The 24,450-nt window shown below is 35.1% G+C and carries 18 protein-coding genes; 10 read left to right on the top strand and 8 right to left on the bottom strand.

The window, feature by feature from the left end; genetic code table 11:
* The first annotated feature begins 137 nt into the window (after positions 1 to 137).
* Both ACFSTE_RS20240 and ACFSTE_RS20235 read left to right on the top strand, forming a co-directional pair.
* Positions 138 to 2,471: a zinc-dependent metalloprotease gene (locus ACFSTE_RS20240; protein ID WP_378298356.1), complete on the top strand. Its 2,334-nt coding sequence runs from the start codon at positions 138 to 140 to the stop codon at positions 2,469 to 2,471.
* A 24-nt stretch (positions 2,472 to 2,495) separates the two neighbouring features.
* A complete protein-coding gene (locus tag ACFSTE_RS20235) occupies positions 2,496 to 3,506 on the top strand; it encodes a threonine aldolase family protein (RefSeq protein ID WP_176029857.1) in 1,011 nt (336 codons plus the stop codon).
* Positions 3,507 to 3,583: 77 nt separating this feature from the next.
* Here the strand turns inward: ACFSTE_RS20235 and ACFSTE_RS20230 are convergent, their stop codons facing one another.
* A complete protein-coding gene (locus ACFSTE_RS20230; RefSeq protein WP_176029858.1) occupies positions 3,584 to 3,904 on the bottom strand; it encodes a YegP family protein in 321 nt (106 codons plus the stop codon).
* 234 nt (positions 3,905 to 4,138) lie between these two features.
* Between ACFSTE_RS20230 and ACFSTE_RS20225 the strand changes: the two genes are divergently transcribed.
* Positions 4,139 to 5,242, top strand: a complete 1,104-nt coding sequence (locus ACFSTE_RS20225) for an OmpA family protein (RefSeq protein ID WP_176029859.1) — start codon at positions 4,139 to 4,141, stop codon at positions 5,240 to 5,242.
* A 76-nt stretch (positions 5,243 to 5,318) separates the two neighbouring features.
* Here the strand turns inward: ACFSTE_RS20225 and ACFSTE_RS20220 are convergent, their stop codons facing one another.
* Positions 5,319 to 5,642: a YbaB/EbfC family nucleoid-associated protein gene (locus ACFSTE_RS20220; protein ID WP_378255397.1), complete on the bottom strand. Its 324-nt coding sequence runs from the start codon at positions 5,640 to 5,642 to the stop codon at positions 5,319 to 5,321.
* Between the two features lie 70 nt (positions 5,643 to 5,712).
* Here ACFSTE_RS20220 and ACFSTE_RS20215 point away from each other — a divergent pair, with 70 nt between their 5' ends.
* From ACFSTE_RS20215 to ACFSTE_RS20205, 3 genes are all read left to right on the top strand, one after another.
* The gene (locus ACFSTE_RS20215; protein WP_176029861.1) at positions 5,713 to 7,851 is read left to right on the top strand and encodes a S9 family peptidase; all 2,139 of its coding nucleotides are present in this window, start codon (positions 5,713 to 5,715) and stop codon (positions 7,849 to 7,851) included.
* 74 nt (positions 7,852 to 7,925) lie between these two features.
* Positions 7,926 to 8,966 carry a PLP-dependent cysteine synthase family protein gene (locus ACFSTE_RS20210; protein WP_378255394.1) on the top strand — a complete coding sequence of 347 codons (1,041 nt, stop codon included), beginning with the start codon at positions 7,926 to 7,928 and terminating at the stop codon, positions 8,964 to 8,966.
* Between the two features lie 248 nt (positions 8,967 to 9,214).
* Positions 9,215 to 10,474, top strand: a complete 1,260-nt coding sequence (locus ACFSTE_RS20205; protein ID WP_176029863.1) for an aminotransferase class I/II-fold pyridoxal phosphate-dependent enzyme — start codon at positions 9,215 to 9,217, stop codon at positions 10,472 to 10,474.
* Between the two features lie 118 nt (positions 10,475 to 10,592).
* On the opposite strand, the gene ACFSTE_RS20200 is transcribed toward ACFSTE_RS20205, so the two are convergent.
* The 3 genes from ACFSTE_RS20200 to ACFSTE_RS20190 all read right to left on the bottom strand — a co-directional run bounded on the left by ACFSTE_RS20200 (position 10,593) and on the right by ACFSTE_RS20190 (position 14,109).
* Complete coding sequence (locus ACFSTE_RS20200; RefSeq protein WP_378255392.1) at positions 10,593 to 11,087, bottom strand: hypothetical protein; 495 nt, start codon at positions 11,085 to 11,087, stop codon at positions 10,593 to 10,595.
* A 150-nt stretch (positions 11,088 to 11,237) separates the two neighbouring features.
* Positions 11,238 to 12,356: a GTP cyclohydrolase gene (locus tag ACFSTE_RS20195; protein WP_176029865.1), complete on the bottom strand. Its 1,119-nt coding sequence runs from the start codon at positions 12,354 to 12,356 to the stop codon at positions 11,238 to 11,240.
* A gap of 91 nt (positions 12,357 to 12,447) precedes the next feature.
* Positions 12,448 to 14,109 (bottom strand): transporter, encoded by a 1,662-nt coding sequence (locus tag ACFSTE_RS20190; protein WP_378255390.1) that lies wholly within the window; start codon positions 14,107 to 14,109, stop codon positions 12,448 to 12,450.
* A 100-nt stretch (positions 14,110 to 14,209) separates the two neighbouring features.
* On the opposite strand from ACFSTE_RS20190, the gene ACFSTE_RS20185 reads away from it, so the two are divergent.
* From ACFSTE_RS20185 to ACFSTE_RS20170, 4 genes are all read left to right on the top strand, one after another.
* Positions 14,210 to 14,482, top strand: coding sequence for a DUF4834 family protein (locus ACFSTE_RS20185; RefSeq protein WP_176029867.1), 273 nt, complete (start codon positions 14,210 to 14,212; stop codon positions 14,480 to 14,482).
* A gap of 138 nt (positions 14,483 to 14,620) precedes the next feature.
* Positions 14,621 to 16,960, top strand: a complete 2,340-nt coding sequence (locus tag ACFSTE_RS20180; protein ID WP_378255388.1) for a YfhO family protein — start codon at positions 14,621 to 14,623, stop codon at positions 16,958 to 16,960.
* 6 nt (positions 16,961 to 16,966) lie between these two features.
* On the top strand, positions 16,967 to 18,250 hold the full coding sequence (locus ACFSTE_RS20175) for a glycosyltransferase family 4 protein (protein WP_378255386.1): 1,284 nt from the start codon (positions 16,967 to 16,969) through the stop codon (positions 18,248 to 18,250).
* A 31-nt stretch (positions 18,251 to 18,281) separates the two neighbouring features.
* Positions 18,282 to 19,742, top strand: coding sequence for an MATE family efflux transporter (locus tag ACFSTE_RS20170; RefSeq protein ID WP_378255384.1), 1,461 nt, complete (start codon positions 18,282 to 18,284; stop codon positions 19,740 to 19,742).
* 68 nt (positions 19,743 to 19,810) lie between these two features.
* Here ACFSTE_RS20170 and ACFSTE_RS20165 read toward each other — a convergent pair whose 3' ends face one another.
* The 3 genes from ACFSTE_RS20165 to ACFSTE_RS20155 all read right to left on the bottom strand — a co-directional run bounded on the left by ACFSTE_RS20165 (position 19,811) and on the right by ACFSTE_RS20155 (position 24,449).
* Positions 19,811 to 21,115, bottom strand: coding sequence for a hypothetical protein (locus ACFSTE_RS20165; RefSeq protein WP_378255382.1), 1,305 nt, complete (start codon positions 21,113 to 21,115; stop codon positions 19,811 to 19,813).
* A 291-nt stretch (positions 21,116 to 21,406) separates the two neighbouring features.
* Positions 21,407 to 22,930 (bottom strand): hypothetical protein, encoded by a 1,524-nt coding sequence (locus tag ACFSTE_RS20160; RefSeq protein ID WP_378255380.1) that lies wholly within the window; start codon positions 22,928 to 22,930, stop codon positions 21,407 to 21,409.
* A gap of 445 nt (positions 22,931 to 23,375) precedes the next feature.
* Positions 23,376 to 24,449 (bottom strand): L-dopachrome tautomerase-related protein, encoded by a 1,074-nt coding sequence (locus tag ACFSTE_RS20155; RefSeq protein WP_378255378.1) that lies wholly within the window; start codon positions 24,447 to 24,449, stop codon positions 23,376 to 23,378.
* Position 24,450 lies beyond the last annotated feature (1 nt).

Below are 24,450 nucleotides of genomic sequence, written 5' to 3'. Positions count from 1 at the left end.
TGATATAATTTTATAGTTTTAGGCTTTTATAAAATTTTAACATTATGAAGGCTTCTTTTTTTAAAAAATATAACTTTTTCTTGTTTTTATTGATAGGATTGTTATCACATGGGCAATTTTTAGAAAAACAAAAAAATATGTCTTCTTATAAAGGTTTTTTTGATTTTTATTACAGTCAGGAGGAGGATAAGATATTTTTAGCAGTGGATCAACTGGATACAGAGTTTTTGTATGTGTATTCTCTTGCTTCGGGATTAGGGTCTAATGATGTAGGTTTGGATAGAGGAAAAATAGGAAATGGGGTTGTGGTTAAGTTTCAGAAAGCCGGAAATAAATTGTTATTAGTTCAGCCAAATCTGAAATACAGGGCGATTACTTCGAATGAGTTAGAAAAAAAGAGTGTGGGGCAAGCTTTTGCCAGTTCTGTCTTACATGGTTTTCCGATTAAAGAAACAAAAGGGAATACGTATATAATTGATATCACATCTTTTCTATTAGAAGATGTTAATGGGGTTATCGGGTTGTTAAAAAGGCGTAAAGACGGGGTGTATTCGATTGATAAGAGCCGGAGTGCTATTCAGTTAGAAAGAACCAAGGCGTTCCCTAATAATGTAGAATTTGAAGCATTGGTTACTTTTAAAGGAACACCAAAAGGGCATCAAGTTCGGTCTGTGGCTTCGGATGCTCGTTCTTTTAGTTTGGTACAGCATCATTCTTTTGTAGCTTTGCCAGATAAAGGGTATAAAAAAAGAGTTTTTGATCCTAGAAGTGGAGCAATTTCTATATCGTATCTGGATTATGCTACTCCTGTACAAGAGCCAATCGTAAAAAGGTTTGTGACACGACATCGTTTGGAAAAGAAAGACCCTGCACAGTCAATAAGTGAGGCAAAAGAACCTATTATATATTATTTGGATCCGGGAGTGCCAGAGCCTGTAAAATCGGCCTTACTGGATGGAGCAAAATGGTGGGATGAAGCATTTGAGGCTATTGGGTTTAAAAATGCTTTTCAGGTAAAAATGTTACCTGCAGATGCAGATCCGATGGATGTACGGTATAATGTTATTCAATGGGTGCATCGCTCGACGAGAGGTTGGAGTTATGGGGCAAGTGTTGTGGACCCCCGAACAGGAGAGATTATAAAGGGTCATGTAAGCTTGGGAAGCTTGCGAATACGGCAAGATTTCTTAATAGCCCAGGCATTGTTGAACAAACCTTTCGAGCAAAGAGATGATAATTATAATGAGATGCTGGAAATGGCGCTAAGTCGTATACGTCAATTATCAGCTCATGAGGTGGGGCATACTATTGGGTTTGCACATAATTTTGCAGCAAGTATGCATAATAGAGCTTCTGTTATGGATTATCCGCATCCGCTTATTACACTCAAAGATGGGCAGATTGACTTGTCGAATGCATACGCTGTAGGAATAGGAGACTGGGATAAAGTGACTGTGGCATACAGTTATTCTCAATTTGAAGCTGGAATAGAGGAGAAAAAAGCGTTGAATGCAATTTTGGATAAAGCATATCAGGAAGGGCATCGATTTATCTCAGATAGTGATGCGAGACCCCCTGGAGGGGCACATGCCGGAGCACATTTGTGGGATAACGGCGCAAGTGCTTCAGAAGAGTTAAAAAGGGTACTTGAAGTACGTAATACTGCGATTGCACATTTTTCTAAAGATAATATCAGAAGCGGAGAGCCCTATACTGTTTTGGAAGATGTATTTGTTCCTTTATACTTTTTTCACAGGTATCAAACAGAAGCAGCAGTAAAGTTGATAGGAGGATTGTCTTATAATTATGCTGTGAAAGGAGATGAGCAACATATTACTTCGGTAGTTTCTAATGTGGAACAACGAGTAGCACTTAATACATTGATAAAAACAATATTGCCGGAAACACTGGCAATTCCACAAGATAAATTAAAGCTATTTCCTCCGAGAGCTTATGGGTATTGGCGAACAAGAGAATCATTTAAAGGGAAAACAGGAGTGAGTTTCGATCCGATTAGTGTAGCAGAGACGGCCAGTGATATGAGCTTGTCATTATTGCTCCACCCTCAGAGGGCTTCGAGATTAGTGCTACAAAAAGGAATGGATTCCTCTCAGTTAGGATTGTCAGAGGTTATGGATGAATTGATTGCCGAGGTTTTTAAAAAGAAACAAAAAGATGGGTACTATCAGGAAATTCAGGAGGTTGTAAAACGGAACTTGCTGAAATATTTAAAGAATTTAAGTGTGCATAAAGAAGTATATCCTCAGGTGAATGCAATAGCACAGGCTAAACTTATTTCGATTATGGATATGCTTAAAAAAAGTACAGCTCAGGGAGCTCAGCGAATGTATGATCAATATTATGAAAAACAAATTCGGGACTTTATGAAAAAGCCGGAAGGTTTTAAAGTGATTTCTGCTCCAAAAATTCCGGATGGCTCTCCTATAGGAAGTGATTCTTGCATGTATTAATTAAAATGTATAGTTGTAAAAGAAATGAAAGTAGACCTTAGAAGTGATACGGTAACCAAACCTACTCCAGAGATGTTAGAAGCGATGATGTGTGCAGCAGTAGGGGATGATGTGTATAAAGAAGATCCAAGTGTGAATGCATTGGAGGAAAAACTCGCCACCATGTTTGGTAAAGAAGAAGCGTTGTTTTTCCCTTCTGGGAGCATGGCGAATCAGGCAGCAATTAAATTGCATACCAATCCCGGGGAACAATTAATAGCGGATCATTATGCGCATGTTTATAACTATGAAGGAGGAGGAGTGTCCTTTAATAGTGGTGTTTCCTGTAAGCTACTGGTTGGAGAACGAGGAAGGATCACATATGATCAAGTACAGGAAGCTATAAATCCTCCGGATTTTTATCACAGTCCTAAAACAAGTTTAGTGTGTATCGAAAATACAACAAACAAGGGAGGAGGGGCGTGTTATGATTTTTCAGAAATAGAAAGGATAAAAGAGGTTTGCAGAACACATAGATTGGGGTATCATCTGGATGGAGCCCGAATATGGAATGCATTGGTAGAAAAAAAGGAGCGCCCGCTTCAATACGGAGCTGTATTTGATACGATTTCTGTTTGTTTGAGTAAAGGTTTAGGTGCACCGATAGGATCTGTTTTATTAGGAGATTCGGTTATTATGAAAGAGGCGATAAGGGTTCGAAAAGTACTTGGAGGAGGAATGCGACAAGTAGGGTATATGGCAGCAGCAGGTTTATATGCTTTGGAACATCATATTGATCGATTAGCCGAAGATCATAAGAAAGCAAAAGAATTGGAAGAAACCCTCAAAAAAGCTTCATTTGTCTCAGAAGTAGCGCCAGTGGATACTAATATTGTTATTTTTAAAATAAAAGGAGACGCACAAAAATTTATTGCAGATATGGAGGCAAAAGGAGTCCTTTTTTATGGGATGGGAGAAGGGAAGTTGCGATTTGTTACTCACTTAGATTATACACAAGAGCAGCACAACTATGTGCTGAAGCTTTTGAAAAAGTAAAAACATTAGAAATTATATATCGTAAGGGATGTCCAGACAAATAAATTTCTAATGTTTTTATAAACACTTAAAAAAAATTAAATTTCATTGATTTGTGCATCAACAGCATTTTGTTTTACAGAATTAATTCCGTTTTCCATACCGGATTCTGAGGTATACATCTGACTACTACCGATTACCTGACCATTAGAAGCTTTTAAGTTAAAGAAGAATCTTCCATCCTTAGCTGTTTTTCGTTCATATCGATTATCCTGTGAAGCATTTTTCTGAACAGAAGCAATTCCATTTTGAGCAGCAGCTTTGCTGTTGTAAACTTCACTACTTAATATCACCTGTCCGTTTTTTGCTTTGAGTGTAAAATGATATTGTGATCCTTCCTTATTTTTAAGTTCAAACATAGTGTCAAATTTTAGTTATTACTAATGATGAATTTGATAAAAATATGGAATTAAAAGGAAAATGAAAAATATATTCTGATCTCAAAAACCTTCTGGATTGCCTTTTGTCGAAAAAAAGAACAAGTGGTCGAAAAGCATCTTTTTTTTAAACTAAGAGTTGGAAGTCCTGTTTTTCATGTATTTAATTTTGTACCTTTAAAAATCAACAAGTAATAACCACATAAATAATCGACTATGAAAAAAATCGCTTTACTAGTGTCTTTTTTAATTTTAGGTACAGGGCTTAAAGCTCAAGATTTACCCCAAAATCCGGAACCAGGGAAATGTTATGTTCGCTGTACTACTCCAGATGTGTATGAAAATCAAGATGTACAAGTGATGGTAACTCCTGAGTATAAAAAATTAAAATCGTATCCAGCAACTTATGAAGTTGTTACTGAGAAAGTTTTAGTCAAAGAAGCATCTAAAGTATTAACTGTTATTCCTGCTAAATACAAAACAGAAACGGTTACTTATGTAAAGAAACAGGGAGCTTCTACATTAAAAGTTATTCCTGCAAAATTAGGAAATGGGTCTGAAACAGTAGAAATTAAACCTGCATATGCACAATGGGAATTAGGAGCGCCTGCACCTGATTGTGCTTCTTCTAATCCTGATGATTGTCGTTACTGGTGTTATAAAGGATACCCGGCAGAGTTTACAACAATTCCTACCAAGACATTAGCAAGTAATGCAAATGTGCAGAAATCGCCTATATCTGAGCAAACAGCAACATATACTAAAAGAGTGGTTTCTGAACCAGCTAGAGTTGTAGAAAAAGAAATTCCAGCACAATACTCTACAGTAAAGAAAACGGTATTGGTAAAAGATGCATATTCAGAAGAAATTGTAGTGCCAGCTACTTATAAGACGGTGAAAAAAGAGGTTGTTTCTAAAAAAGGAGGATTAACTACCTGGAGAGAAGTAGAATGTTCTTTAGTAGAGTATTCTGCGTTACCAATCAACTGGAACTTAGGAAGCGCAACATTAACAGCACAAGCTAAAAATATTATTGATACCAGATTAATGCCGGTATTGGCAAACAACCCGGGAACTAAAATGGAAATCGCTTCTCATACAGACTCCAGAGGTAGTAAAGCTAGTAACAAAGATCTTTCTGACAGAAGAGCAAAAGCGGTAGTTGATTACCTGATAACAAAAGGAATTAATACGAGCCGTTTGGTAGCAAATGGATATGGAGAGAACAGATTGAAGAATAGATGTGCAGATGGAGTTTCTTGTACAGAACGTCAGCATGCAGTAAACAGAAGAACAGAATTTAGATTAATCAACAATTAATCAAATAGAGACTAACGAACAAAAAAAACGGAAGCTTTTAAGCTTCCGTTTTTTTTGTTATATAAAGAAAATAATATTACTTAAACATATCCATTCCTGGAATATTAGGCATTCCTTCTTTAGCTGCTGCAGCCAACTCTGCTTCATGAATCTGAGAGGCTCGGGTAATTGCCTTATTGATTGTTAAGGTTAGGTAGTCTTCTAATTGCTCCTTGTCCTCTAATAATTCATCACTAATGCTAATGTCTTTTATTGTGCGATTAGCAGTGATAGTTACTTTTAGTAATTGATCAGAACTTGTCTCGTCTAGCAAAACAGTATCAAGTCTTTTTTTGGTGTCTTCAACCTTTTGCTGGGCTTCTTTTAATTTACCCATCATTCCCATCATGTCTCCAAACATTTATATGTCTTTTAAGAATTAGTTAAGAACAAAATTAGTACTTTGCTTGTTAATAAACTAAAATAATATTATGAAAAGTCTGAAGGTTATGTTCCTATTATCACTTATTTTTGGAGCTTCGTGTAATACTAATTCAAAGAAGACATTGGAGACAGAAGTGCATCAACCACCAATTGCCGAAAAAAAAGAAACATATCATAAAAAACATGGGGACCGACGCTTGGATAATTATTTCTGGTTAAAAGAAAGAGAAAACCCTGAAGTGATCGATTATCTTGAAAGAGAGAACGATTATAATGATAAGATGACGGCTCATACAAAAGATTTTCAGAAAAATCTTTTTGAAGAAATGAAAGCAAGAATTAAGGAGGAGGATGCTTCAGTACCATATAAATATAACGGATACTGGTATATAACCAAATTCGAAAAAAATAAAGATTATCCTATTTACCTAAGAAAAGAGGAGCGTCTGGATGCCAAAGAAGAATTGCTGTTTGATTGTAATAAAGAAGCAGAAGGTCATAGTTATTTTAATATGAAAGGACTGAATGTAAGTCCTGATAATTCTTTAGTGGCTTTTGGTGTTGATACAGTAAGTAGAAGAAATTACACTATTCGTATAAAAAACCTGAAAACAGGGGAGTTGTATCCAGAAGCAATTGATGCTTCTACCGGATCCAGTACCTGGGCAGCAGATAATAAAACATTGTTTTATACTAAGAAAGATCCCAAGACACTTAGATCACATAAAATTTACAGACATATCCTGGGAACACCAGCATCAGAAGATGTAGTTGTGTATAGTGAAGATGATGATACTTTTAATACTTATGTGTACAAGACAAAATCAGATAAGTATATCATTATAGGTTCTAATAGTACTATGACGACAGAGTGCCGTATCGTAAAGGCAGATGCGCCTCTGGAAGAATTTAAGGTTTTTCAGGAAAGAACACGAGGACTCGAATATTCTATTGCACATTATGGAGATGAGTTTTATGTGTTGACAAATAAAGACAATGCCACTAATTTTAAATTGATGAAAGTTTCGGAAAAAGAAACAGCAAAAGAAAATTGGGTGGATGTAATTCCTCATAGAGAAAATGTCTTATTAGAAGATATCGAAATTTTTAAAGATTATCTGGTTATTACAGAAAGAGATAATGGTCTTAATAAAATCAATATAAAAAGATGGGATGGCAAGGCTGATTATTACCTGCCGTTTGACAATGAGACTTATACAGCATACATAGGTACCAATCCAGACTTTGATACACAAGTATTGAGATATTCCTATAATGCATTGACAACTCCAAATTCCGTTATCGATTTCGATATGGAAACTAAGGAGAAAGAAGTCAAGAAAGAACAGGAAGTTCTCGGAGGAGGATTTGATAAAGAAAATTATGTTTCAGAAAGAATCTGGGCGACAGCAGCTGATGGAACTAAAATTCCAATGTCCTTAGTTTATAGAAAAGGAATACAAAAAAATGGAAAGAATCCAGTATTGCAATATGGATATGGTTCGTACGGATCAACGATTGACCCTTATTTCTCTACAGTTAGATTAAGTTTATTGGATAGAGGGTTTATTTTTGCAATAGCTCATATAAGAGGGAGCGAATATTTAGGAAGAAACTGGTATGAAGACGGGAAATTGCTAAAAAAGAAGAACACTTTTACAGATTTTATTGATTGTTCTAAGTTTTTAATAGCAGAAGGATATACTACTCCAGAACATTTATATGCAATGGGAGGTTCAGCTGGAGGATTATTGATGGGAGCAGTGATGAATTTGGCACCAGAATTGTATAATGGAGTTGTAGCAGCGGTTCCATTTGTAGATGTGGTAACAACAATGCTTGATGATTCGATTCCTTTAACTACCGGAGAATATGATGAATGGGGGAATCCTAACGAAAAAGAATATTATGAGTATATGAAATCGTATTCGCCATATGATAATGTAGCGGCAAAAGAGTATCCAAATGTATTAGTGACAACAGGATTTCATGACTCGCAAGTACAATATTGGGAACCTGCAAAATGGGTAGCCAAATTAAGAGAATTAAAAACTGATAAAAATGTTTTATTACTGCATACGGATATGGATGCAGGTCATGGTGGGGCTTCAGGAAGATTTGAAGCGCTAAAAGATGTGGCGGAAGAATATGCATTTTTATTAGATTTAGAAGGGATAAATAAGTAATTAAAAAAAATAACGTAACTTCGTGAAGTTTTTGTAACGTTTTGAAAAAATAAAAAGGCGTTAAACACTACCTTATGAGAGAAGACATACAAGCGTATAACAATGTTCTGGAGCTTATAGGTGACACCCCACTTGTTAAACTTAACAGAATAGTAGAAGACTTTCCTGGGAATTTTTATGCTAAAATAGAATCCTTTAACCCGGGACATTCCACAAAAGACAGAATCGCACTTTACATTATAGAAGAAGCAGAACGTCAGGGAATCCTTAAGCCGGGAGATACCATTATTGAAACAACCAGTGGAAATACTGGTTTCAGTTTGGCAATGGTGAGTGTAATAAAAGGATATGAGTGTATTCTGGCAGTTAGCTCCAAGTCATCTAAGGATAAAATAGCGATGCTAAAAAATATGGGGGCCAAAGTATATGTTTGTCCAGCTCATGTTAGTGCGGATGATCCTAGATCCTATTATCAAGTAGCCAGACGATTACATGAAGAGATCAAAGGATCAGTGTATATAAATCAGTATTTTAATCAATTAAATATTGATGCGCACTACAATTCTACAGGTCCTGAAATATGGAACCAAACAAATGGTAAAATTACACATTTAGTAGCTTGCTGTGGAACCGGAGGAACTATCTCAGGAACAGCAAAATATTTAAAAGAACAAAATAATGATATAAGGATTTTAGGAATAGATGCGTATGGATCTGTTCTAAAAAAATATCATGAAACCAGAGAGTTTGACGATAAAGAAATTTACCCATACCGAATAGAAGGATTAGGGAAAAACCTGATTCCTACGGCAACTGATTTTGATGTAATTGATCAGTTCGAAAAAGTAAGTGATGAAGATAGTGCTCATACAGCAAGAGAACTGGTTAGAAAAGAAGGATTGTTCTTAGGGTATACTAGTGGTGCTGCTGTTCAGGGAATAAAGCAATTTGCAGCATTAGGTGAATTTACAGAAGATAGCAATATTGTTGTAATATTACCAGATCACGGATCCAGGTATATGAGTAAAGTTTTTAGTGATGATTGGATGATGGAACAAGGTTTTTCAGATAGTAATCACGAATTAGAAGATATAAAAGTTCAGTTTGTTAAGTAGCTAACGGTATAAACTGATATAGAAAATAAAGCATTATAAGGATGTATCTTATAGTGCTTATTTTTTTTGAGAATTATTTTAATAATATAAGAATACTAGTAAATAAGAATTGTTTGCTCTTTCGTAAGAGTATAGTAGAAAATAATAATGACAATTTTGGATATAATGAAACTCAATGGAGATAATATTATGTCATGAACTCGATTTTATGTATTTTCGCAATCTTAATAAAGTCAATTTTTTGATAAATGAAAGATTTATTTGATAAGATATACAAAGATAAAGGACCATTAGGGAAATGGGCAGATCAAGCAGAAGGATATTTTGTTTTTCCTAAGTTAGAAGGACCCATATCTAATAGAATGAAGTTTCAGGGAAGGGAAGTAGTAACATGGAGTATCAATGATTATCTCGGATTAGCAAATAAAGAAGAGGTGAGAAAAGTTGACGCAGAGGCAGCAGCGGCCTATGGATCTGCATATCCTATGGGAGCAAGAATGATGAGTGGGCATACTGACCTTCATGAGCAATTACAGGATGAATTGGCTGCTTTTGTCAATAAAGAGGCAGCATATTTATTAAACTTTGGATACCAAGGAATGGTTTCTACCATTGATGCTTTGGTTACCAAAGATGATATTATCGTATATGATGTAGATGCACATGCGTGTATTATAGATGGGGTTAGACTTCATCAGGGACAGCGATATACCTATAGGCATAATGATATGGCTAGTATAGAGAAAAATCTGATGAGAGCTACCAAAATGGCTGAAAAAACCGGAGGGGGAATACTATTGATCTCTGAAGGAGTTTTTGGGATGCGTGGAGAGCAAGGAAAGCTAAAAGAAATTGTAGCCCTAAAAGAAAAGTTCAATTTCAGATTGTTTGTAGATGATGCACATGGATTTGGAACCTTAGGGAAGACAGGAGCTGGAACAGGAGAAGAACAAGGAGTTCAGGATGGAATAGATGTGTATTTTGCTACTTTTGCAAAATCTATGGCTAGTACTGGAGCTTTTATTGCTGCTGATCAGGAAATTATTAACTTTTTGAAGTACAACCTACGATCTCAGATGTTTGCTAAATCATTGCAGATGCAATTGGTGGTTGGAGCATTAAAAAGACTGGATATGATCAGAACAATGCCAGAGCTTAAAAATAAACTTTGGGAGAATGTCAATGCGTTGCAAAACGGATTGAGAGAAAGAGGGTTTGACTTAGGAACTACTCAGAGTTGTGTAACTCCGGTATACTTAAAAGGAAGTATTCCTGAAGCAATGGCATTGGTAAAAGATCTTAGAGAAAATTATGGGATTTTCTGTTCTATTGTAGTGTATCCGGTAATCCCTAAAGGATTAATTTTATTAAGATTAATTCCTACAGCTTCTCATACACAGGAGGATATAGATGAGACTCTTGCAGCTTTCTCTGCTATTAGAGAAACACTGGAAAATGGAACATATAGAAAAATCTCTGCGGAATTAATTTCTGTAATGGGAGAATAAATATTAACAGTCTTTATAAAGGCTGAATCCAAACAGAAAAAGGAGTTTACTTGATAAAGTAAACTCCTTTTTTATTTCGTACAATTGTTTTTTGAATTTTTAAAAGCAGGGAAAGGGGTTAGAGTTTTTCTCCACGGTCATCACGGTCATCGTGATCGTCATCTCTATCGGGAGTACCGTCGTTATCAAAATCATCATCTCCATCAAGAATTCCGTCATCATCAGAATCGTCATCATTAGGATCCAGTTCCCAGTCAATTTCTTTTTTATCATCAATTCCATCATCGTCAGAATCCCTGTCCAGAGGATCGATATCCAGATCAAGCTCAATACCGTTTTCTAATCCGTCATTATCACAATCACCGGATTTCCAATCGTCGTCAATAAGCTCCCGATCTTGATCTTGCGTGGTGAAATCACATCCGTTATAAGGATTGGTTCCTATACTAATTTCAGTAATATTAACAACTCCGTCTCCATCGGAATCTAGAGTGGGGCTGATATCTCCGACCGGAGTTGCTGAAATATCATCATCTGATGAGCAAGCTCCAGTAGTGATTGCGGTTAATGCCAGCAATGTGATTGCCGAACTGTACATTACAAACTTTTTCATTTCGTCTCTTTTCTGTATTAAAAATTAATATTATCGTATAGGGAAAGGGACGTAAGAATTCAGTAATCTAAATAAGGGGTTGTTTTTAGAAAGTGATCAGACAATTGTACTAGGGGTTGAACTATTGCTTTCTTTCTTTTATGGGGTTGTTTACAATGCTTTTTTATAGGTTCTTCTCATTTTATGTAGTTCGTGCTCATAGCCGTTCCACAATGCTTGTATTGCTTTGTTTTCCTCCAGTTCAGGGTTGGTTTCTACAATTTTAATCCCTTTTCTGATAAAGGTTTCATTCATTTCCTTAAAGATGAGTGCTGTTACTCCTTTGTTTTGATATTCAGGATCAATTCCTATTAAATAAAAGGCTGCTGTATTGTTTTTTCGTTGTGCTTTAAGAATGTGTAAAAAGCCAAAAGGAAACATTTTTCCTTTCATTTTTTTCAGTGCCTTGGAGAAAGATGGCATAACGATAGAGAATGCAATTAGTTTTCCTTTTTCATCGCTAATACAGGTAATGAAATCAGGGTTGATGTATGGGATGTATTTCTCCTTATACATATCGATTTGATATTGTTGTATAGGGACAAAGGTTTGTAGGCTGCTATAGGTTTTGTTTAAAAGATCAAACATTTCATTTACATAAGGTAAAATTGCCTTACTGTTTTTGAAAGTGATAAGTTTTAGATTATAGCGATCCTTAATAATATCTGCAAACTTAACAACCTTGTCTTTTGTTTTGGTGGGGACTTTTATGCGATATTCTACCCAGGTAGCAGCATCTTCAAAACCTAACTGTTCTAGGTGGGTACGATAATAAGGATGATTGTACCAGGTGATCATGGTATTGAGTTCTTCAAAACCTTTAATAAGAATTCCCGCCTTGTCCATATTAGAAAAACCAACCGGTCCTTCCATAAATTCCAGAGAATGTTCTACGCCAAATTTGATTACTTCTTGTAATAATGCTTTGGTAACTTCGATATCATCAATCATATCTAACCAACCAAAGCGAACTTTTTTCTTTTTTTGTTCTTTTACTTCTATCCAGTTGATAATTGCGGCAATACGTCCCACAACTTTATTGTTTTTGTAGGCTAAAAAATATTTAGCTACGGCATTTTTGAAGACAGGATTTTTTAAAGGGTCAATGGCATCCAGTTCTTCTTTTATGATTGGGGGAACATAATAAGGGGAATTCTTGTATATTTCAAAAGGAAATTTAACAAACGTGGTTAAATCTCCTTTTGAGGTAATTTCTTTTGTCGTAATCATAGATATTCTCTAGTTCATAGCAAATATATATTCTTTTATGAAAATATACTGCTTAGAGAGGAATGATTTCTATATGTTTTGAGAAAATATGTTATAATCCTTCTCCGTCATCCTCTTCTAACTCTTTTTCCTTTTCTTCTTCTTCTTTCTTGGCTTTTTCTGCAGCTTTTTTAGCTTTTGCCTCTTCTTTCTTTCTTTTCTTTTCTTCCTTTTTTCTTCTCTTTTCTTCTTTCTTTAATCGCTTTTCTTCTTCCTTTTGAGCCCTTTCTTCTTCTTTTTTCATTTGCTCATATTGAGCATCAATGTCTTCTTCCTCTTCTTCCAGCTCTTTTTCTTTCGCTTTTTCAAGTTCTTTCGTATCCTTTTCTTCTTCATTGAAGAGCTCCTTTTCTAGATTGTCTAGTTTTTGTAGTTCTTTATCAATCTCATCCAGTTCCTGATCGACTCCTTGTTCTTTTTCCATTTGATCAAGCTCTTTGTCAATTTCCTTGATCATCTTAGCCTTTTCTTTTTCTTCTTTTAAACGGGCTTTTTCAGCTCTTTTAGCTTCTTTTGCTTCTCGCTTAAGACGTCTTCGTTCTTCTTTTCTGAATTTTTTGTCGTCTTTTTTAGCTTGTTTTTCATTAGCGATTCGCTCTCGTTCTAATCGTTCTGCTGTTCTGCGTTCATCCAATTCTCTTTCGATTTCCTGTCGATGATCATCATCTTCGAAGTCGTTAATGAATGGTGTTTTTCTAGCGTTTAACGTATCGTTTTCTTCTTCTTCGAATTCAGAATCAATATCTTCGAAATTATCCCCTTCATTATCTTCGAGGTCATCCGGGTTTTCTTGTATTCCGATACTTTCTCCTTCTTCTAAGATGATTTCATCTTTTTTGTGCCAATCAAATCGATAGGCCCCTCCAAAGTTTAGTGAGAATATAGAAGGAGTGTCTTTAAAATTTGTAGTCAAACTGGCATCAAACTGTATATCGTTATTTAATAGATAAGCTCCTCCGATTCTAAAAAGATCATCACTGTAGAAATCACTTTTTTGCCCTTGATATTCCCCAAAGACAGCCCAGTTGTCATTGATCGTATGCGTGGTGGTGATAATCCATCCATATGTAGGGTTTTCGGTTGTGATCTTATCTATAATGATATTCGTGACTAATACCCAGTTTTTAAAATTATTGGTAGTCCAGTTGTTTTGGGTAATTAGTACAAATTTAGGGCTGATACTAGGGTCATCTACAGGTGTAAATGGGTTATCAGCTGTATTGAAGTTCATTCCGGCATATACAGAAACTGCTGGAATAAGTGTTTTCCATTTAAATCGATGTTGTGCTTTCCAACTATTGAGGTCTATAGAATCTTTCTTAGGTCTTTTATAAGGATCAAATACCAAATATTTTGCTCCAATTGTATTGTTGACAAAATTAAAACGAGTTGTTTTCTGTTCATTAGCACCAACAGTTCTTTTTACTACATCCCCGCGAGCAGTTCCATCAAGGCGTATTTCTAATTGTTCTATCAATAACCCATAGCGTGCTTCGTAGTCCATTGTAAAAAAGCTTGTTTGGGTATCGCGCAATGTATGCTTTTCCTTACCAAACCCGAAACCACCTTCTCCTTGAAGCACATTATTCCCCACAGAGAATGCTCCCTGAGATCTTCCAGGTCTGTTTGTGTTTATTTTTTTGGTGTACTGCGCTGATAAAGAATAGCTTATTGTGAGAAAGCTAATAAGTATCAGAATAGATTTTGGGCTCATATTCAACAGATTTAGACCAAATATAGGAGAAATTATCATTTTTTTGGGATTGAATGCGGGTATTTGTATGTGGAGTTCATTATTTTTGAAAAAAAATAATATGCAAGAAGCTTCCGTTGTAGGGGTATTAAAAATTATTCTCATTATCGCATTAGTGTATTATGGGGTAAAGATTATAACGCGAATATTTGGTCCTCTATTGCTTAAGTATGTAACAAAGAAAGCAGGAGAGAAATTCCAACAACAATTCGATCAGTATCAACAGCAACAGCAGCCGTCTACTGATGGAGAAATTAACTATACTAAAAAATCGAAACGAAGCACTTCTAATAAAGAGGTAGGGGAGTATATCGATTATGAAGAGATTGATTAATTTGACTTTTTCAATAGGTCTAAAAACACACATTTCATGACATCTTTTTTCAAAAGATTTTTACCGCATATATTTGTTTTTATAGGTTTTGTTATTATTTCACTTCTTTATTTTAACCCGGTGTTAAGTGGGAAAAAAATGCGGCAAAGTGATATTGTCCAATACACTGGAATGGCACGTCAGCAAACAGATTTCAGAAATAATACCGGAGAAGAGCCCTATTGGACAGATAGTGCTTTTGGAGGAATGCCAACTTACCAGTTGGGAGCGCAGTATCCACATAGTTATTTAAAAAAAATAGATCGATTGATTCGGTTTTTACCCAGACCAGCAGATTATTTATTTCTTTATTTTATAGGGTTTTATATTTTGTTATTGGTGCTAAAAGTAGATTATAAGCTTGCTTTTCTAGGGAGTTTGGCTTTTGGTTTTTCTACCTATTTCATCATTATTATTGGAGTGGGACATAATGCAAAGGCACATGCTATAGGCTATATGCCTTTGGTATTAAGTGGAATTTTATTGATTTTTAAGAAAAAACGAATCTTAGGGTTCGGAGTATTAGCATTATCAATGGGATTAGAGATAGCGGCTAATCATTTTCAGATGACATACTACTTGTTTTTGGCAGTATTGATTATGGGAATATGTTATTTGGTCGATGCGTTTAAGAAGAAAACACTTCCTGCTTTTTTTCAATCTGTAGGAATTATGGTTGTGGCAGTGTTGTTTTCTGTATTGATGAATGCCACAAGCTTGCTGGCTACAAAAGAATACACAAAATACAGTACCAGGGGGTCTTCTGATATAACGATCACGGCAGATGGTTCGCAAAAAACAAGTTCGGGCTTAGATTATGAGTATATTACTACTTATAGTTATGGTATTCTGGAAAGCTTTAATTTATTTATTCCTCGTTTTATGGGAGGGTCTTCTTCTGAAAATATAGGAAAAGATGCGCATATCTATGAGAAATTATTGGCTATGGGGGCCAGTCCTTCTCAGGCATCTATGTATACAGAGGGAGCTCCAACATATTGGGGAGATCAGCCTTTTGTAGGCGCCCCGGCCTACATAGGAGCAGTAGTACTATTTTTGTTTGTATTGGCGTTGTATTTAGTGAAAGGAAAACTAAAATGGTGGTTAGTAGGTGCTTCTGTACTAACCTTACTATTATCCTGGGGGAAGAATTTTAGTGTATTGACTACTTTGTTTATTGACTATTTCCCAATGTATGATAAGTTCAGAGCGGTATCTTCTATACAGGTCATTATAGAATTATGTGTACCTATATTAGCAGTTGTTGGTTTACAACGTTTTTTTAGTAATAAGGTTACTGAAGAAGAAAAAACAACAGCTCTGAAGTATGCGACTGGAATTGTCGGAGGAATTGCTATCTTGTTTTTGTTGCTAAAAGGGACTCTTTTTAATTTTGTTGGAGCCAGAGATGGGATGTTGATACAGCAACTAGGGCTTGATTTTGTCGATGCACTTAAGGAGGATAGAAAAGCTATTTTTACGGCAGATACTTTACGATCTTTAGTATTAGTGTTATTAGTTGCCGGAGGCTGTTGGGCATACCTAAAGAATAAAATTAAACAACCGCTGCTCATAGTAGGAATAGCGATATTGATCGTATTTGATTTAGTGGTCATAGATCGCAAATATGTGAATAATGATAACTTCGTATCTGCTAAAGAGTTTCGAAGTGCTTTTGTAGCCACTAAAGCAGATAACAAGATATTAGAAGATAAAGGACATTATCGTGTATACGATTTATTAGGAGATCCTTTTAATAGTGGAAGAGCTTCGTATTTTCATAATGCATTAGGAGGATATCATGCAGCAAAAATGGGAAGAATTCAAGATCTATTCGAATTTTATATTTCCAAAGGAGATGTAAGTATATTGAATATGTTTAATGTCAAGTATTTTATTACCAAAGATGAAAAAGGAGCGATAGTACAGGAAAACCCTTATACGAATGGGAATGCCTGGTTTGTTTCTTCTCTGAAGGAAGTAACAACAGCTGATGATGAAATTCTAGGATTAAAAGGATTAAAAAATAAAGAGACGGCACTTATTCATACTGATTTTTCTGTAAAAAATACTCAGTATTCGGTAGATAGTTTGGCAACGATTAAGTTACAAACTCATCAACCTAATAAGCTAGTATATACTACGAATAATTCAGCGGCAGGATTTGCTGTTTTTTCTGAAGTTTATTACAAAGATGGATGGCAGGCATATATTGATGGGAAGCCAGTATCTCATGTTCGTGTAAATTATATACTAAGAGGGTTAGAGATTCCAGAAGGAAAGCATACAGTTACGTTTGCCTTTGAACCACAGGTAATACAAACAGGAAGTACAATTACAGTTGCAAGCTCTATTTTGTTTATACTGTTATTGGCAGGTTTTATCTTCTATGACTTTAGAAAAAATAAAAAAGGAACACATACTGATCAGGTGCATTAAGTTAGTATGAAGAAAGTATTGATTATAACATATTATTGGCCGCCAGCAGGAGGTCCAGGGGTACAACGATGGTTAAAGTTCGTAAAATACCTTAGAGAATATGCTATAGATCCGGTGGTGTTTGTCCCGGAAAATCCGACATATCCTATAAAAGATACCTCATTATCGACAGAAATACCTGAGGATATTACGGTACTTAAGCGTTCTATTTTCGAACCCTATCGATTTGCTCAGTTTTTTTCTAAAAAAGACACCAATACAATTAGTAAAGGAATTATAGCTAGGGGAGAAAAACAATCATTTATACAGCGGTTGTTATTGTATATTAGAGGGAACTACTTTATCCCGGATGCCAGAAAGTTTTGGGTAAAACCATCGGTTCGCTTTTTAAAAAAATATCTCAAAAAACATCAGATAGATACGATTATTACAACCGGCCCTCCACATAGTGTTCATCTTATAGGCTTAGAGCTCAAAAAAGAGATGGGCAGTAAATGGGTGGCAGATTTTAGAGACCCCTGGACTACTATCGGGTATCATGATAAATTGAAGCTGGGAAAACGGGCTAAAGAAAAACACACATTATTGGAAGAGGAAGTATTGACGAATGCAGATCATGTTTTGGTAACAAGTAATACTACAAAACATGAGTTTGAAGCCATCACACTACAACCAATAACAGTAATTACTAATGGTTATGATTACGAGAAGGGAGTAGAAGTTTCATTGTCAGATCGTTTTACGATCTCTCATATTGGTTCTTTATTGTCAGGGAGAAATCCTGTTATGTTATGGAAAGCACTATACGATCTTACCGAAGAACATCCTGATTTTGCTACTTCATTAGAGATACAATTGGTAGGAGCAGTAAGTGAGGATGTATTAGAAAGTATAAAAGGAGCAGGATTGACCTCTTTTTTAACATTAAAAGGATATGTGTCTCATCAAGAAGCAGTGGCTATTCAGCGTAGCAGTCAATTATTAGTTTTAATAGAAATCGATGTTCCAGAGACACGCTGTATCATCCCTGGTAAATTGTTTGAGTATATGGTGTCAAATCGCCCGATATTAGCTATTGGACCGGAAGGAGCAGATATTGAAGGGTTGATCAAAGAAACAAATACTGGAGTTTTTTATCAATATGGGGATTATACTGATATCAAAAAACAACTGTGGGAATACTATCAGCAGTTTTTAAAAGGGACATTACAAACGCAGCCAATAGGCTTGCAGCGTTTTAGTAGAAAAGAATTAACCCGTACGTTATCAGAAGTCCTGAAGAAATTATAATTTTATACTACAAATATCAAAAATATCTTGAGTGGGGGTCGTCATAAAACAATCCATACGTAATATAATTACTACCTGTGTGGGCTTTGGTCTTGGAGCTGTTAATACCTTGTTTTTAATGACCTGGTTTCTGGAGCAGGAGTATTACGGATTGATTAGTTATGTAATATCTGCAGCCAATCTTGTTTGGCCTTTTTTAATTTTTGGAGCTCATAATACATTAGTGAAGTTTTTTTCCGCCTATACAGATTCATCAGAACAGCATCGTTTATTGAGTTGGTTATTACTAATTCCATTATTCTTGTCTGTAGTATTAGCAGGAATGGGAATACTGCTTTATCAGCAGTTACTCGTATTTTTTGATGGAGAGAATGCGATTGTAAAGCCTTATGTGTGGACTATTTTTGTGTTGGCATTTGCTATTACATATTTTGAAGTGTTTTATGCCTGGACCAAAGTAAAACTGCAGAGTGCTTTTGGAAACTTTCTCAAAGAAATATTTACCCGATTTGGAATTGCTGTTTTATTGATATTAGTAGCAGTAAAGATAATAGAAGTCCAAGCATTTGTTTATTGGTTAATGGCGGTTTATATACTTCGGTTATTTATAATGATGGGCTATGCCTTATCGCTTCATCGTACTTTTAGGTTTCGATGGACGCTTCCATCTAATTATAGCTCTGTTTTTAAATACTCCGGTTTAATTGTATTAGCGGGGTCAGTAGCTTCTTTTTTGATTGATTTGGATAAAGTAATGATTGAACGTTTTATGCCTATCGGTAATTTAGCCAATTATACGATTTGTGCTTATATCGCCAGTGTGATTATTATGCCTTCCAGAGCTATGCATCAAATAACATATCCATTAACAGCAAAGTTGATTAATGAGAAGCAGTATGATGCTCTGAGAACTTTATATCGAAAAAGTGCTTTGAATTTATTTGTGATTAGCGGATTGTTTTTTGTCTTGATTTTGTGTAATGTACATCAGCTTTTCGAATTGATTTCAGATAAGTATCAATTACATATTTGGGTTATTCTTTTTATAGGACTTACCAAATTGTATGATAATTTTTTAGGGAATAATAATGCGGTTTTATATAATTCGGATTATTATCGAATTGTATTGATCATAGGGATTGGAATGGCTTTGTTAGCTTTTGTACTAAATGCATTGTGTATTCCTTTTTTTGGGATAAAAGGAGCTGCTTTGGCTACATTCATTGCTGTTTTTGTATATAACACAATGAAGCTTTGGATTGTTTATCAAAAATTCGGGATGCATCCTTTTTCGAAGCGTATTGTTGGAGGAGGGATTCTTATTCTCACGGCTACTGCTGCTTTTTATTTTTGGGAATTTTCTTTTTCTCCGATAGTGAATATTGTTTTAAAGAGTATTTTGATCGGGATAAGTTATGTGGGAGCTGTCTTACTTACAAAGCTTTCTCCTGATATTACTGACATAATAAGAAAAATCCCTCGAGGTGCATAAGGCATTCAACTCTTGAGGGATTTTTCAACTAACCAACCAAAAAATATATATACTAAGTATATTTTATTTTAAATGCTTCTCCTGGAGCGACTATGATAACTTGTAGCTCTCGAACCTGAAGTTCTGTTACTTCGGGAAGCGTTACTTTTTCTTGTCTGCGTTCTGGTAGCAGCATTGCTTTTACTACTATATTGACGATTATATGAGCGTTTTGTTGCACCATTAGTTCTATTTCCTGAGAAATTTCTGTTCGCAGATCGAGAAACAGTTCTTGGAGCTCGATTTGTTGTAGTTCTAGTAGTGGTATGTGTTCTTGTTTTTGTATACGAAGGACGATTTGTTACACTACTTCTACTTCTGGTGGTGCTAGTTGTCACCGTTCTTGCTTTTGGCGCTTTGCTTCTAGAATTCGAATAGTTACTTCTACTGGTTCTGGAAGGAGTCGTGCTTCTGCTAGTATGAGTAGATCTACTGGTATTCACGGTAGAACGACTTGTACTTCTGCTTCTGGTAGGAGCTACTGATCTGGTATTATAATTAGATCGGCTTCTGGTAGTTGCATTAGATCGATTAGCACCTCTGCTTCTAGAAGAATATGCAGTATAGTTTCTGTCATTTCTGGAATACATAGCAGCTCTTCGGTCTCTAGACTGATATGCCAGACTTCTGGCAGAACGAGCTCTTGATCCTCTGTGATATGCTACAGAACGCTGACTAGGTCTGTAATAATTTCTATTTCTATAAGGAGTTCTGTAATACCCGCTATAGTAATTAGTTCTATAGGTTCTGTAAGAACATCTAAAAGGAGTGTAATATCTTCTATATGGTCTATTGTATACAATACATCTGCTCACAACGGGTACTGTAAAATATCTGTGGTAAGGTCTGTATACGTACTGTCTGTTGAACCTATTGATATATCCGGTACAATAAGTGAAATTTCCGTAGCTGTTATAGTTGATATATAACCCTCCTAATCTGGATAAACGACCAAAGTTATTATAGTTAAGAAATACATCACCTACTTGTATAATTCTTCCGTAATAATCATAGAATATAGGTACTTCTTCTACCTGTACTACAGCTCCATAATCATCGTACTGTACAAACGGATCATAGTTGTATCCTGAATTAAAACTGATGTTAATCCCGGGAGCGTTTACATTTACATTAATGTGATTGTTAGGTCTGTTGATATAAAAATCAAATTGACCATCCGGGTATATAGAAAATTCAATGCCTCCTTCTGTAAAGATAAAAGACTTTCCGTAGTTATAGGATCTATTATAACTTGTTCCTTCATTTGATTCATATGCATTAGCAGATATTGTCGCTAACATAACCCCGGCAAATAATAGCATAAATTTTTTCATAATCAGTGTTTTTTAAGAAAGTGCAGAAATTTTAATTCCGAACTCGATTAGTTATATGCAAGCAGCGTGCCAAAAACTATGAGAATATGTTAAAGAAAGTGGAGTTTATATAGGGTAATCTGTTGTGAAGTGCTGAATTTATTGATATAATGATAATAGTTATAGAGAAGAAATCCTCCTGATAGAGTAGAGGAAAGACCTCGGAAAATCAGATTTTTTTACTTTTTTAAATAAAAAAAACAGTAATGGAATATCATTACTGTTTATATATATTATAATACGGATTAGTGTTTAGGGACTACATGCATTTGTGGCTAACATTTCCTTTGTTGGGTTATAAGCATTTTTACTGCATTGAAACGTATGAATCACGGTGTTTTTAAAAGCACAGTGATTGGATAATTTTTTATTATTAAAAATCCATAGTCTGTTATCAACATTATTTAGGGTTGTAAATCCTTTTACATCGATTAACTCTGGATTAGCAAGAATCCATAAATTATCAACTTTTTGAAGCAATTCGAATGTGTTGATTTTTTCCAATATATCATTAGAGACAATGCGAATAAAGCCTGCTGTGCGCAGATTGTCAAAACCTGTAAGAGCGGTAAGTGAAGGAAGGTCTTTTATACGTAATTCTTCGGTGATATTTTCGAGGTTTTTGAAGCCTTGAAGATTGTGTAAGGATCCATTATCTTCTATAAAGAGATTGGTTAGGGAAGTAAGGTTTTCCAGTGCATCAACATTCTCTAAAAAAGTGTTATACTGTATTGTTAGCTTAGCACCGACAGTTTGTAGGTTTTCTAATCCTCTCAGGTTTTTTAAACTTTTTTTTGTTCCGTTGGAATATACTGTTGAACGATTGTTTTTGATACGTAGTTCGCCAGTAATTGTTTTCAAATCTTTTAGGGAACTCATATCAATAACATTATTGATAATAAGACTTCCTTCTACTTTAGTGTATTGTTTGGCAGCGAATATTTCTAATTCGTCTTGATTACTAATAAATTTATTTCCTGTAAATACTTTTTCCCCTGCGGTTTTACAATTGTCATTAGTAAGGTGTTCTTTACTTGGGTTATATCCATTTCCGTTAATAATGATGTTCCCCTGAATAGTTGTATTTTGCAAAGCACAAAAATTATATAAGGAGGTGTTGGATGTAATTGAAAGATCTTTTGCTATTGATGTTAACTGCTGTAGTCCTTCCAGATCAGAAAGATTGTTATTGGATCGAATATGAACCGATCCTCCTATTTTTTGTAATAGGTTAAGTCCTTTCCACTGAATAAAAGAGGGATGGTTGGCAATGATAAGACTTCCTCCGATTTCGGTAAGGGACGTTAATCCATTAAGAGAACTTAATTGTCCGTTATTATTTAAAGATAAATCACCTCCTATGAATTGCAATTGTGATAAACCACTAATATTAGTCAATGCTTCTGCTTTAGAAATAGAGAGTGATCCTCCTATTTTTTCTAAGGCTATTGGAGAGATTGTTTTCAGGTCAGGAGTGTCTAATAAAGCATTTTCTTTAGTATAGCTTATAGAAAGATTTCCTGTGATTTCTACAACATCCTTGAATGGAGAGATATCATGAATACCAGCAATAAATACATTTCCATCAATACGTAGGTAGTTGTTTTTAGTGTAAAAATCAATGAGAGCTTCTTGACTATTTAGATAGAGGTCTCCTTTATAGATATTTTCGGGATTAATAATTGGGGAGTTTGGAGCGTTACTAGTATCATCATCACTCTGACAGGCGTAGATAAATAAAAGAAGAACTCCGAGATAGTACACTGTTTTTTTCATTTTAATTGTTTTCTAAAGGTTTATTATATACTTAATAAGCATTGCAATTCAATCTAATATTACAATGATATATAACTCACAAAGTGAGCAATTGATGTTTCAGCTTGAATTTCGAAACGAAAAAAAACAAGCAAATATCTTATGAGCTAACAAGAAGATAATATGCTTTTGCATGAGATGCTACGGGGAGTTCCATATTATGATGGTATAGCAACTAAAATATACCTCTTAGTATCGTACTAAGATTATCTGGTATCAATGCGTGCGCAAAAGTATTATTAATATCCTTTCTGAACGTTAAACAGTTGTTAATTGGGAATTTCTATAAACGTTAAAATGTAAATGTATCTGATAAATAAGGGGTTATCTGATACACTCCAGCTATTCTTAGTTCATATATTTGCTTGTTGTGTACTTGGTATTACTCTGAGATTATTTTAGCATTTTATTTAAATTTTAGTTTTAATATTCTGAATGGAGTTTTTGCCAGGTCTTTCCCTCCTGTAAAAGCAGAAGATTTATGCAATTGATTTACGGCGATATAAAGCCAGTCTTTATGAATTCGTAGATTGTCAGACCAATCTAATAAAGGATCTTTTTTTAGTGTCTTTAATTTTTTATTAGCTGTTAAGACATCAATACTATTGTTTTGAATATTGGTAAAATAGTGATTGTTTTGACGATCAGTTGCAGCGCCATCTGATATCGGTTTTGCTCCAGTTATGGTGATATGTGAGAAAATTTCAGCATCTTCACTTTGATCTCGTATTATCTTGGTAGGAACCTGATACCATTTAGTACCATTCATAGCTCCGTAAAATAAGGTTTCTCTATCAGCCGAAAGTGTTATAGGGTTTAGACCTATTCTGGCAGGGTTACCCAAAAAGTGTTGAACGTTTCCGTCGATAATCATATCGATGTCCTCTGATTTCATGCTCGCGGGATGGCTTATTTTTCTATACGTTCTTTTATGAATATCTACTACGATGATTCCTGGGTTACCAAAATCAGCCAGATATACAAACCCATTTTTTTCATCCACAGCCAGATCCTGAACGAAACTGGTTTTAGGGGCAAGTTCCACTGGAATGTCAAAACGCATGATTTCTTTTTTACGATCAATATCAAAAGCAAATACTCTTGTTTTACCAATGTTTAATCCAGCATCGATTACCCATAAACGATTTTCGGTGTCAAAAATGATTCCTAACGGAGTGTCTAATTTGGTATCTGATTTGGTGTCTATGGTCGATTGCACTACTTTAGTAGGGAATGCTTTATAGCTAGTGCTATCTGTTATCTCTACAAGTTGTAGATTGGTAGCTCGTAATGGATGAATACTGGAAAAAATTCTTCCTTCTTTAGATACAGCGACATTTCCTGGGTTGATATCCATTTCTGCTACAACTTCTAGCGTACCTATGGGTTTTTCCTTGGATATAGGATTCGTTTCTTTTTCTTTATTGGTAGTACAAGCCGTTATCGCTAGTAGAACCAGAGAAATAATATGAAGTTTCATA

It is taken from the genome of Aquimarina hainanensis (genome assembly GCF_042684685.1).
In the GTDB taxonomy this organism is placed as follows: domain Bacteria; phylum Bacteroidota; class Bacteroidia; order Flavobacteriales; family Flavobacteriaceae; genus Aquimarina; species Aquimarina hainanensis.
Note: the sequence above shows the minus strand (reverse complement) of the source record. Positions and strands in the feature narration are given on the sequence as shown.